12 protein-coding genes and 1 pseudogene are annotated in these 11,772 nt (G+C 45.2%); 9 read left to right on the top strand and 4 right to left on the bottom strand.

Annotated elements, in window-relative coordinates; translation table 11 throughout:
* Positions 1-4 precede the first annotated feature (4 nt).
* The 3 genes and pseudogenes from GJB61_RS22790 (at position 5) to GJB61_RS32420 (ending at position 3,345) form a co-directional block, all read left to right on the top strand.
* A complete protein-coding gene (locus tag GJB61_RS22790) occupies positions 5-301 on the top strand; it encodes a hypothetical protein (protein WP_154121316.1) in 297 nt (98 codons plus the stop codon).
* A complete protein-coding gene (locus GJB61_RS22785) occupies positions 279-1,694 on the top strand; it encodes a S8 family serine peptidase (protein WP_195724433.1) in 1,416 nt (471 codons plus the stop codon). The genes GJB61_RS22790 and GJB61_RS22785 overlap by 23 nt, the downstream gene beginning before the upstream one ends.
* A 131-nt stretch (positions 1,695-1,825) precedes the next feature.
* Positions 1,826-3,345 (top strand): annotated as a pseudogene (locus GJB61_RS32420) (IS1182 family transposase).
* Between the two features lie 88 nt (positions 3,346-3,433).
* Here the strand turns inward: GJB61_RS32420 and GJB61_RS22775 are convergent.
* Positions 3,434-3,580, bottom strand: a complete 147-nt coding sequence (locus GJB61_RS22775; RefSeq protein ID WP_154121314.1) for a hypothetical protein — start codon at positions 3,578-3,580, stop codon at positions 3,434-3,436.
* Positions 3,581-3,946: 366 nt separating this feature from the next.
* Between GJB61_RS22775 and ltrA (GJB61_RS22770) the strand changes: the two genes are divergently transcribed.
* From ltrA (GJB61_RS22770) to GJB61_RS31840, 4 genes are all read left to right on the top strand, one after another.
* Entirely contained in the window at positions 3,947-4,753 is an 807-nt protein-coding gene (gene ltrA / locus GJB61_RS22770) for a group II intron reverse transcriptase/maturase (RefSeq protein ID WP_338116043.1), read from the top strand.
* A 513-nt stretch (positions 4,754-5,266) separates the two neighbouring features.
* Entirely contained in the window at positions 5,267-6,118 is an 852-nt protein-coding gene (ltrA, locus tag GJB61_RS22765) for a group II intron reverse transcriptase/maturase (protein WP_229522228.1), read from the top strand.
* Positions 6,119-6,237: 119 nt separating this feature from the next.
* Positions 6,238-6,513, top strand: a complete 276-nt coding sequence (locus GJB61_RS31845; RefSeq protein WP_229522226.1) for a group II intron maturase-specific domain-containing protein — start codon at positions 6,238-6,240, stop codon at positions 6,511-6,513.
* A 225-nt stretch (positions 6,514-6,738) separates the two neighbouring features.
* Complete coding sequence (locus GJB61_RS31840; RefSeq protein WP_229522225.1) at positions 6,739-7,101, top strand: group II intron maturase-specific domain-containing protein; 363 nt, start codon at positions 6,739-6,741, stop codon at positions 7,099-7,101.
* A 153-nt stretch (positions 7,102-7,254) separates the two neighbouring features.
* Here GJB61_RS31840 and GJB61_RS22755 read toward each other — a convergent pair whose 3' ends face one another.
* On the bottom strand, positions 7,255-8,076 hold the full coding sequence (locus GJB61_RS22755; protein ID WP_154121361.1) for a phosphatase PAP2 family protein: 822 nt from the start codon (positions 8,074-8,076) through the stop codon (positions 7,255-7,257).
* A gap of 112 nt (positions 8,077-8,188) precedes the next feature.
* Complete coding sequence (locus tag GJB61_RS22750; RefSeq protein WP_154121313.1) at positions 8,189-8,581, bottom strand: TIGR04086 family membrane protein; 393 nt, start codon at positions 8,579-8,581, stop codon at positions 8,189-8,191.
* 233 nt (positions 8,582-8,814) lie between these two features.
* Here GJB61_RS22750 and GJB61_RS22745 point away from each other — a divergent pair, with 233 nt between their 5' ends.
* Complete coding sequence (locus GJB61_RS22745) at positions 8,815-9,579, top strand: YetF domain-containing protein (RefSeq protein WP_154121312.1); 765 nt, start codon at positions 8,815-8,817, stop codon at positions 9,577-9,579.
* 21 nt (positions 9,580-9,600) lie between these two features.
* On the opposite strand, the gene spoVB is transcribed toward GJB61_RS22745, so the two are convergent.
* Positions 9,601-11,211 carry a stage V sporulation protein B gene (spoVB, locus tag GJB61_RS22740; protein WP_154121311.1) on the bottom strand — a complete coding sequence of 537 codons (1,611 nt, stop codon included), beginning with the start codon at positions 11,209-11,211 and terminating at the stop codon, positions 9,601-9,603.
* A 193-nt stretch (positions 11,212-11,404) separates the two neighbouring features.
* On the opposite strand from spoVB, the gene GJB61_RS22735 reads away from it, so the two are divergent.
* Positions 11,405-11,656, top strand: a complete 252-nt coding sequence (locus GJB61_RS22735) for a post-transcriptional regulator (protein WP_275591162.1) — start codon at positions 11,405-11,407, stop codon at positions 11,654-11,656.
* Positions 11,657-11,772 lie beyond the last annotated feature (116 nt).

Raw genomic sequence — 11,772 nt, 5'->3', positions numbered from 1 at the left:
GAACATGGAGATTTTAAGTCAGGAAGTAACGGTTACGGAGATTGCACATGTAGTAGATGAAATCCTGAAGAACAAACTTCAGCTAGATTCGGATAGCTGGGGCAATGACAAATTTAATCAAAGCTTTATGGATGTGCGTGTAAATATGAGGGCAAGACACCTTCTTACGTTGTATTTTGAAATTGAAAAGTCTTTTGGGGTTTCGATTCCAGAGGAGGACATCGTGACAGGAAGGTTTAAAACAATAAATAATATCGCAGTCATAATCCGCAATGAACTTGATAACCAAACAAACAGCTAGCGGAGGTAGGCTTGAACGTTCAGGCAGGATAGCTGTTTGTATTATAGATGATGGTATAAATGAAAAAACATTTGCAACAGGCAAGCTGGAATATAACAAAGAAATCAGTGAGAGCCTTGTCATCACTGACAGGCAGCACTATGACAAATTCGCTTTAAACCATGGAACAGTATGCGCGGGAATTATTAAGCAGCAAGCTCCCGGAGTATCTTTTTCGAGTGTGAAGATCCTTACAGAGCGGGACAAGCTGGGGGGGACAGTAGACCAATTAATCAGAGCGATTCAATGGTGTGCTGAAAACGAGATCAGAATTGTTAACCTCAGTCTGGGTACTACATCTTTTATGGATTTTGACAAACTTACAGCATGCGTCAACGAGGTTACGGAGCAAGGCTTGATTCTTATAGCAGCTTACCACAATGATGAACGCTACACTGTTCCTGCCTGCTTAACGAATGTTATAGGAGTTAAGAGTTCCGAGGGCATACCCGCCAATCAGTTTCTGTTTGATCCGTATCCTGCTGATGGAATTGACATCACTACGAGCGGGAGACACTCTCTGCGCTCAGCCACAGGAGAAGTAATTGAAACAAGAAATTTCAACAGCTTTGCAACTCCTTTTATTACAGGTGTGGTATATCGTATGCTTTCCTCTAACTTCCATTTGGATTTGGAGGCTATAAAAAAGAAGCTATATAATTTATCAAGCGGAAATAAAATCAAAACGTATAATCCTTACTTAACGGTAAATACGGACTGGATAGTCAAAGATAAAGCGTCTGAACTGATGAACTGCACAGTATACAATGAGATATTGATTACAAATACTTTAACATGGGTATCGCCAGACTTTGAACACGATAGTCAGCAAATATTTAAAAATGCTAAGACAAAAGTCTGGAGCAGTGCGTTTTATAAGGTGTATTTAGCCCAATGGTTGAAGCAACAACAGCCGCAAGCGGATATACCTGCACCAGTGTTGCTTTTTAGGGGTTTGCAAAGAAAAGAAATTAAACTTTTACTCAGCCTAAAAGCTTTATTTCAACAGGATGGATTCGATTCAAAAGTAATTTCTGATTATCCTGGGGATTTAATTTGGGATATCGAATATATGCCCCTAGAAGTAAGTGATGCTGCATTTTTTTCATTTATCTACAGTAAGTATCTTTGTGACTTAATGATAGTGAGCAGAGAGGCTGTGGCTCTCGATAATCTGGAGAGCCAGTATGATATAGTTCTTGATGTCCTCGACCCACCGGATAACGATACCGAACAAGAGTTTAGTTTAGATCCGGATAAAGAGTGTAACTACTTGGTTTGGGTAAACGGAGATTTTTTTAAAGGAACTGTGCAGGAAATGTATGATTATATGAAGCAGCTGCTGCTGGACTAAGGGGGCTGTCCCAAAAGGATTATAAAAACCCAGGGATGACCCCTGTTTTTAATTTTGTGAAAAAAAAGAAACTATTCTTTGGTAAAATGGAAGTAACGAGCAACCATTTAACACGAAAGGAGCAGTTTCTTTTGTATATTGAATATACCATGAATCAACTGTGTCTGCTAATGGATTTGGAGGAAGATATTCCGGAAAACCACCTGGTCCGTGTTGTAAATGAGGCCGTCAATCGGTTGGATAACCACATATTTGACGTCGCCTATCCGGGAGGTGGACGAGACAGTTATCATCCTAAAATGCTGACCAAAGTCATCATCTACGCGTATACCTAACGGATTTACTCCTCTCGTCAAATGGCCAAAGCCGTCAGAGAAAATATCATGTTCATATGGCTGGCCGCTAGGCAGAGTCCCGACTTCCGAACCCTCAACCGATTCCGCTCGGAGCGGATGAAAGCCGTGCTGGAGACGGTATTCACCTCGGTGCTTCAGTTTCTTGCCAAGGAAAACTACGTCAAACTGGACCACTACTTTGTGGATGGAACCAAGATCGAAGCGAATGCCAATCGCTATACCTTTGTGTGGGGAAAAGCGGTGGTCAAGCATAAAGCAAAGCTGCAGGAGAAAGTACGCACCCTGTTTGCCACCATTGAGGAGAGCGAAAAGCAAGAGAAGCATGAGCAGGGAAGCCGCGATCTGCTTGAACTGGGAGAAGCGTCAACACTGACCAGTGAAAAGTTGGAGATAGTGGTCAAACAAATTGAAGAAAGACTTCAGGAAAAACCAAAGGACAAACCCTTAACCAAAGTGGTACGGCAGCTTCGTAAGGATCTGCTGCCTCGTTTGCAAAAGTATGAGCATCAGCAGCAGGTGCTAGGTGAGCGAAACAGCCACAGAAAAACGGATCCGGTAGCTATCTTCATGCGAATGAAAGAAGATCATATGCGAAACGGTCAACTCAAACCAGGCTACAATGTCCAAATCGGAACCGAGAATCAATTCATTCTCGGTTACAGCGTTCACCAACGACCAACCGATACCCGCTGCTTAAAGCCCCATCTGGAGAAGGTCAAGGCTTTGCTGAGAAGACAACCCAAAGTCGTGATCACAGATGCTGGCTACGGCGGGAAGAAAACTGCGCGTATCTGGAAGAGAAGCAAATGGAGGCCATCGTCAAATACAATACCTACCACAAAGAGAAGACAAGGAAATGGAAGCAGGACATCAGCAAAGTTAACAACTGGATCTACGATGAGGGAAACGATGAATGGAGATGCACCGCAGGTCAACCACTGACCTTTCGCTCTGAAAGCCAGACAAAGACGGAAAGTGGCTATGAGATTCGTACGCGTCATTATCAATGCAGCAACTGTAAAGATTGCCCGCTAAAACCGTCTCGTACAAAGGCGAAGGGGAATCGCAGCCTTCAGATCAGCCTTCCCTATCTTCGCTATAAGCAACAAGCCCGGGAGAAGTTACGCAGTGAAGCGGGCTATGTGCCCCTAGCCGTTCGCCGGATGATTGAACCGGAGAGCATCTTCGGGCAAATCAAGAACAATCGAGTATTTCGACATTTCCTGCTTCGTGGCTTGTCTAAAGTGAGCCTGGAGGTCGGGTGGCTTTCGCTTGCTCATAACCAGTTAAAATAAGGAGCTATGGACCAAAGAAGTCAAACAGACGGGCAAAGCTAACGCTTTACCCGTCTGTTTTTTAGTGCGGCGTGCCCAGAGGCACGCATTATCTAGTTGGTGAAAGTCCAACCCAAGGATGGGCCAAGCCACCTTGGTAGCTAGGATGCTTGCGCATGGCGAAATCTGTGTGTAAAAGCGCATCGACAAAAGTACCTGTCGGAGACAGGGCGAGCAACAACCCAGGCCGCAACATGAAGTGAATCCTGCCGCGTCGTCAAAAAGGCCCTGCAAAGGGGAAGAGAGGAAGCCGAGTCTCGTCCATATAGACGAAGGCCAAGGAAGCTGTAAAGAACTTGGAACAACAGCGAAGAATCCTCCGGCGTATAGGGAACGGCATGGGTTGAAAGATAATGCAGTGAACTGGGGAGACCCTCCCCCACACGGGAATTTTTTTTTTAGGAACCCGTAAAGAGACGCTCTATAAGTCCAAAAGACGAAGTGAACCGTCTGTGGGAAGGGAGTCCGAGGGGCTCATAGTACCGAAGAACCTAAGGACAACATAACCTTAGGGAGGGAAGGAGCCCTGCTTTGTTTTTGCTTTTGGAGGAGGTACGAGTGAGTGAATGCCAATCGGCTAACGACACCCAAGGAAAAAGTTCAACAACTCCAAGAAAAGCTAGGTCATGCGGCCAAGGCGAACAAAAAGCGTAAATTCCATGCGCTGTATGACAAGATCTATCGGTGGGATGTACTGTGTGAAGCGTGGAGACGAGTGAAAGCCAACAAAGGAGCCGCAGGAGTAGATGCAGTGACGCTAGCAGATATTGAGGAACAAGGAGAAATACCGTTTCTCAAGGCATGTGAGCGAGAGCTTAAAGAAGGCAACTATCATCCGCAACCTGTAAGGCGACACTATATCCCGAAGAAGGATGGCAAGCAAAGGCCATTAGGTATACCCACTGTGCGGGATCGAGTCCTACAGATGGCAACCAAACTAGTGATTGAGCCCATCTTTGAAGCTGATTTTGAGGAAGTATCCTTCGGGTTTCGCCCGAAACGAAGTGCTAAACAAGCGTTGGATCGTATTCGTAAAGCCTGCAACCGCAAAGGAAATTGGGTAGTCGACGTCGATATCCAAGGCTATTTTGACAATATTAATCAAGAGAAGCTCATGAAGTTGGTGCAGATGCGTATCAATGACAGGCGGATATTGAAATTAATACGAAAATGGCTACAAGCGGGAGTTATGGAAGAAGGAAGGGTAAGACGCTCGGATTTAGGGACTCCGCAAGGAGGAGTGATTTCACCGCTCTTTGCGAATTTCTATCTAAATTACTTCGACCAATTGTGGGAGAAACACGGAAAAGGAGTAGGGGAGCTCACGAGGTATGCAGACGACTGTGCGCCACGAAGGCTTGGTGCTTAAAAGCACCAAGCCATGCTGGACAGAAGATGAGAGTAGGCCTCTCGAAACCGCTGTGCAGGCGGAGGTTTCAAACCACCTTAAGCTGCTGTGGTCAAAAGCCATGGTGGTGAGCGTTAAGGAAAAGGCAAGGCTAGACCTTGTCAGGTATGTGACACGGAGACGAACACAAGTGAACCACTGATAAAGTGTCGAAAGCGTAGAAATGTCATCAAAACCAGGGGGGAGTCGTTAACCTGGGATCAGTCTGGAAGCAACCTGTTTACCGACCAGATGGTGACCGGCATGAAGGTGGCGTGAACGTGACATAGGCTTCTGTATCGGAACGTGGGAACCTACGACTCCGATGCTAATGGAAAAATCCAAGCGGAAATCCCGCAAGGATGAAAGTACAAATGCGGAGTATAGGGGCGGAACAGCCCGTAGTAGCAATGAACCCATTAAAAAGGTGGCGGAGCCAAGGGGCTGTGTTATCCCGTTTTGGAAATTCGTCAACTGCGAAAGTGGGAGGAACCAATGGACAAAACAAAGTCGTATGAAATTTCAAGGCACACCGTATGGGAAGCTTACAAGCTAGTCAGAGCGAACAAAGGAGCTGCCGGAGTCGATGGACAATCGATTCAGAAGTTTGAAGAAAACCTGAAAGACAATCTCTATAAAATATGGAATCGAATGTCCTCGGGAAGCTATATCCCTCCTGCAGTCAAAGCGGTAGAGATACCGAAGAAGAATGGTGGGGTGAGGATGTTAGGTATCCCTACCGTCGCAGATCGCATTGCACAAATGACAGTGAAGCTGACCTTTGAGCCGTTAGTGGAACCCATATTCCACTCGGACTCTTATGGGTACAGACCTGGGAAATCGGCGATTGATGCTGTTCGAGTAACAAGAACTCGATGTTGGCGATATGACTGGGTGTTGGAATTTGACATCAAAGGTCTGTTCGACAACATCGACCACGAGTTGCTTATGAAAGCAGTGAAGAAGCATACAGATTGTCCTTGGGTCATCCTCTACATTGAAAGATGGTTAACGGCTCCATTTCAAATGAAGAATGGAGACAAAGTAGAACGAAGATCCGGCACCCCGCAAGGCGGAGTCATCAGTCCAGTACTTGCTAATCTGTTCATGCACTATACGTTCGACCAATGGATGGTAAAAGAGCATCCGAATAATCCGTGGGCAAGATATGCGGATGATGCAGTGATCCATTGTCGGACGCAAAAGGATGCGGAACGACTGGAGAACGACTCAGGGAACGGTTCAAACAATGCAAACTCGAACTGCATCCAGAGAAAACCCAGATTGTTTACTGCAAAGATACGGATCGAAAGGGAGATCATCCTGAGATTAAGTTCGATTTTCTAGGGTACACCTTTCGTCCAAGAAGATCGAAAAACCGGTATGGGAAATTTTTCGTTAACTTCACACCAGCAGTGAGTAATAAGGCGTGTAAAGCAATGAGACAGACCATAAGAGGTTGGCGAATGCATTTGAAACCTGACATTGAGATTGAAGACTTGTCGCGGAAGTACAATGCTGTCAAAAGAGGTTGGATCAACTACTACGGACACTTCTACAAGTCGCAACTATATCCCGTCTTACGTCATATGGATCTAGCCCTTGTTCACTGGGCTAGAAGGAAATACAAAAAGCTCGAACGACATAAAACTAGAGCGACAAGATGGTTAGGACGACTAGCGAGGAATCTTCCTCATTTGTTTGCACATTGGCAGATGGGAATACTGACTGCGACTGGATAATGGGAGCCGGATGAGCCGAGAGGTTCACGTCCGGTTCTGAGAGGGACTAAGGGTGTGATTCCCTTGGTCTACTCACCTTGTAGTGGTTTGCAAAACGAAAAAGGACGCCGAACATGCGTATGAGCTCATACGCAAAATTATGGAGCGTTTGGAGTTAACCCTGCACCCGACCAAAACCCGCATTGTAGGATTATGGACGGAGACGAAGGATTCGACTTCTTGGGGATGCATCACCGGAAAACCAAAGCAGAAACATCCCAAGGCAAGGTGTACTACACCACACAACAGTGGCTAACGAAAAAGGCAGAGGAACGCATTCGAGAGGTGGTCAAAGATAGATTGGCACCCCCGAGCATGCGCTCGAAATCGTTTGCGGAACAGGTGAAATGGCTCAATCCAAAGATCCAAGGATGGAGAAATTATTACTACACGAACTATAGCCAAAAGAGATTAGCCAAGTTGGACTGGTATATTTTGCAGCGATTAACCCGGTGGTATGCCAAGAAAAGACAACGTAGAAGATGGATGGGTTCACTGTCAGAGGTTAGATATATTGCCGTCCAGTATGGACTTGAAACGCTATTGTAAACTGTATGCCCATGAATGACGAACATCGGAAAGCCGTATGAGGGAAAACCTCATGTACGGTTTGATGAGGAGGGGCTGGTCAGGCCAGCCCTTTACTCTAGATTCAAAAATTAAAAAACAACAAGCCTCAATAGTCTGAGCTTGCTGTTTTTTTTAATTAGCTTTTGCACGATTTCGAACAGAAAGTGATTCTTCTCCGCTCCATAGTGTTAGCTTGGCCAGTTGAACCCCCATTGAGGTAGCAAAGACTGCGAGTAGACTTCCGCCAATCATATCGGTCAGCCAATGAATGCCCAGATAAAAAATACCAAATACAATAACGGTTGCGGAAATGGTCGTAATGATCATCCAGCGGCGATTGCCTGAACGGTAAGCCAAGAGGGCCATTGTAACCGAAATAGAGGTATGCAAACTAGGAAAACAGTTGTTAAGACCGGAGAGTGGTCTATATTCCTGTTCAAACTTGGGGAACACATCTAGCATTGTAAATCTTACTCCTGCAGGAATATATGACCACACTTCGTCTACCGGAAAATACAGATAGAACGGAATGGCTAGGGAATAATTGATAATAATTGCATAGCAGGTCGCGTACAGCATTAATCGATTCTTACTCAGCACATAGACTCCGAGGGAAGCAGCCAGCACAGATTGAAGCATGAAAATGTAAAAGAATACAATGATTGGTGTCAGCCATGGAGTATAGAATAATTGCTGTAAGTTGTGGACAAAATGTCCCTCCAGCCCAAAAATAAAAGATGTAAAATCGGAGGAATAATGAATTTTGTTCTCGATCTGCAGCTCATATTTGTTCAAAGCGAGCACACCGAACGTTCCAACAATTAGCAGCAAGAATTTATAGGAGTGTAGAAGTTCCTTTCCAATTTCAACTACAGCCAGTAAAGGATTGCGCCGAGATCCAATCCATATCAGTAAAACAACAAGCAGAGCGGTGTACAAAACAATATAGTTCATTGATTGGTAAAGCAAAGCAATCGAAGCCTCCTTGATTATTCATAAAAAGTTTAATGAAAATATTTTAACATATTTTCAAGGAATGGTTTCAATTATTTTTAATTGAAAATTTTTAGGATCTTTGTAGATTCACACCGAACATCCCACCAAATGCGCCAATAGCAGCAGCAGCCATAATCCAGAGCAAATCTGCACCTGTAGGAGAATTGTCGAGTGCCATGAATCCGATTAAAAGAACAATAATACCATAGAAGGCACCTGTAAGGCATCCTTGGTACCAGCCCTTACGTGTGGCTCTGCGCCCCGCTGTTAGTCCGCCGAAAGCGGCGGAAATGCCGTGTACGATATAAGTATACATTGAAAGATCCTGCTCCTTCAAACTACTGCCCCAGAGTAAAAGTGAGAGGACCAATGCGCCCATCAGCATCCAAAGGAAAGATCGGCATAGACCGGATAATACAGGATTGGCTATTCTCCAAGAAAACATTCGCCGGATTAAGTACATAGTACAACCTCCTAAAAGTTTTGATAGCATAAGTTTCATTCGAATCATTGACTTAGTTTTATTGTATGGGACGGCTTGCCCCAATAGTACAAGAATAGGCATTGCTGAGCTTTTACCATTAATTAATATGAAGGTTTCCGAATGTTCCCTGAGCAGAGCGGTCAGAATAGGGTTACATTAATCCGCCTGTGAGGAACGCTTATGGGTGAGAGTAGGAGGGGAGCGAAGCCAATATGTTTCAGCATATTACTACCCATATCTTTTTGACCGTGCTGATGTATTTCTTCATTTACCTGGCTATGCGTATTATGGGGAAAAGGGAGATCGGAAAATTGTCGGTATTTGATCTCACGATCTCAATCATGATTGCTGAGATTGCTGTTTTTGTAATTGAGGATATCGAACGGCCTATCTATGACGGAGTCGTGCCCATGGCCACACTTGTCCTGATTCAGGTGCTCGTCGCCCAACTTAGTCTTAAGAGCAGGAAGGTGCGGCTAATGATGGATGGTAAACCTAGTGTACTCATTTCGGATGGGAAGCTCCACCGGAAAGAAATGCGGAGACAGCGATATAACATAGACGATCTGCTGCTGCAGCTGCGCGGCCAGAATATTGACAGCCCTGCAGATGTGGAGTTTGCCATTCTGGAGACGAGCGGTCAGCTTACTGTTATTGAGAAAAATAAAGGTGTTTCGTCTACAAATCAAACTGGGAATAGCAGCACGGAAGCCGAAAATGATAAATTGGGAAAGAGTTCTAATGAACATAGCTCCTCGATGGTTAAGCTTCCAAAGCATAAAATCAGGTATGAGGGACTTCCGATTCCACTGATTATGGATGGAAAGGTACAGGATGATAATCTTGAAATGATCGGCAAAACCAGATTCTGGCTAAGAACCCAAATTCGGCAGAAGGGTGTGTCTGATTTTCGTGATGTATTTCTATGTTCTGTTGACCATAAGGGAATGATTTATGTGGATCGACTACGCTCTTGATCATTGATAATTTGATGATTGCTAGTGCTTTATAAAGGGCAGACGGTCAAAATCACGCAGAGAGATAAGGCCGGCCATCAGGCTGATCCCAAAATATAACAACATTCCACAAGCCGCGGCAAATAAGAATTGAATCCAGTGTGCATCGGCTACAGGGACGGCAGTGTATACATAATGCACTCCGGCACCCATAATAATCATTGCTGCTCCTGTTTTAACTATGTCTACTAGTCGCAGCGATAATGAAATCAGCTTAACTACACTGTAACCGTGCAGCAGGGTTACAAGGATGCTATTAACTATAATGGCGATAATTGCGCCATAAATCCCATACTCGGGCCGCGAGGCTAAGGCGAGAATAATAATAATTTTGACTACGGCTCCAATTAAGGTGTTTATTAATGCCCGTCCCGGCCGATCCATAGCTTGAAGAGCGGCTTGTAAAGGGGCTTGAACATATAGAAATAAAGCGAATGGCGCCATGAGGCGCAGCATGGGTGCAATATCTGCGTTGCCGTACATGATATCGCATAACGGTACCGCAAGAATATACATAACTACTGCAAAGGGGGCACCGGTTACAAGAGCCAGCCGGAGTGCCTGGTGCATCCGTTTATGGATTGTAGGCAAGTCACGACGTGCAGCAGCCTCTGATAATGATGGCACCAAAGCTACAGCAAGAGAAGACGTCAGTGCACCAGGAAGCAGCAGCAAAGGGATGACCATTCCTTGTAAAGCGCCATATTGTGAAGTTGCAACTGCAGTAGCTATTCCAGCAATGGCAAGGCTGCGCGCAGTAATAATGGATTCCAGCAGATAAGAGATTGAGCCAACAAGCCGACCGGCTGTAACAGGAATGGAGATGCCTAGTAAGCGTCTCAGAATGGTTGGATGTCCTGCACCGGATTGCTGAGGAGAGCCTTTGGCTTGGGAACCCACCAGCTGTGCCGGTGCGGAATTACTTTCTCTATTGTCTTTTTTAACAATGACATAATATTGCCATAATAGGACCACCATTCCAGCGATCTCTCCGACGGTTACACCAAGCATAGCCCCTGCCGCAGCATAAGCGATGCCCTTGGGAAGCAGCAGCCATGAGAACCACAGCATGAAGAATATCCGAATCACCGTCTCCAGAACGGAAGAGAGCGCTGATGGAATCATATTCTGCCTGCCCTGAAAATACCCACGGTATATTGAGGATACTGCAACAATCCCGATCATGGGAGTCATGCCTATAAATGTATAGTAAACTCGGCTATCTGTTAGAATTACATTAGAGACCCATGAAGCGCTGATTAGAGCAACTGTAGTGAAAAATACTCCGAGACAAAGGCTAAGGGTGAGTCCTGTGCGTAGTATTCGACGAGACTTATCTGGGCGCTGCTCCCCTTCTGCTTCTGCTACCATTTTGGCAATAGCGAGTGGAATTCCCCCAGTAATCACGGTAACCAATACGAGGAAAAATGGATATCCAAGCTGATAAAGGCCTACACCCTCCGCTCCGATAATGCGCGGTAGGACAATACGTGGAATAAAGCCCAGCATACGATTAGTGATGCCGGCGGCAAGCAAGATTAAGGTTCCTTGAATAAAGCTCTGTTTTCTTAAATTAAGCCGCTGCTTCCTCAAAGGGCACTCCTTCTTCCCAAAATAAAATGAACACTGATAAACTTGTCTCTTCTTATGGATATGCTGTACCTGTACTACTGCATGACTAGCTGAGCGTTCATCTTTTTGTTTGCGGAAGAAGGAAAGGAGCCGACTGGGGTCGAATACTTATTTTGAGCATGCGTATATGAGCGATCTTTGGAGGTGTGATCACGTGGAAGCGGAACAATGGAATCATGACGATCTTAGCGTAGAAATCGAAGCCATGTGCCGCAGCAAAGCGGAGGAATTCCGTCTCCTAGGCTATGAGTATGTAACCGGTAAGGATATTTGGGACTGTATCAGCCGTAATTACGCTAAGGAAGGCACCCCTCCCTTACATAAGCTGGTGAATGACATTTATTCCTTGAAGGCCAATAGTTACATGAACTATCTGACTATTGCCGCTTATCGGGGGTTGAACTGAATAAAAGGAACGATTTTCTTTTGCAAACGGCTACGCAAAGCGGTAAAGTAGAGGAGACATCAACTTCACAATTCCTATGAAAACGGATGGCTTGCTAACAGAGCAGGGCCGGCCGT

Origin of the sequence: Paenibacillus monticola (genome assembly GCF_009664975.1) — a bacterium.
GTDB lineage: Bacteria > Bacillota > Bacilli > Paenibacillales > Paenibacillaceae > Paenibacillus_AQ > Paenibacillus_AQ monticola.
Note: the sequence above shows the minus strand (reverse complement) of the source record. Positions and strands in the feature narration are given on the sequence as shown.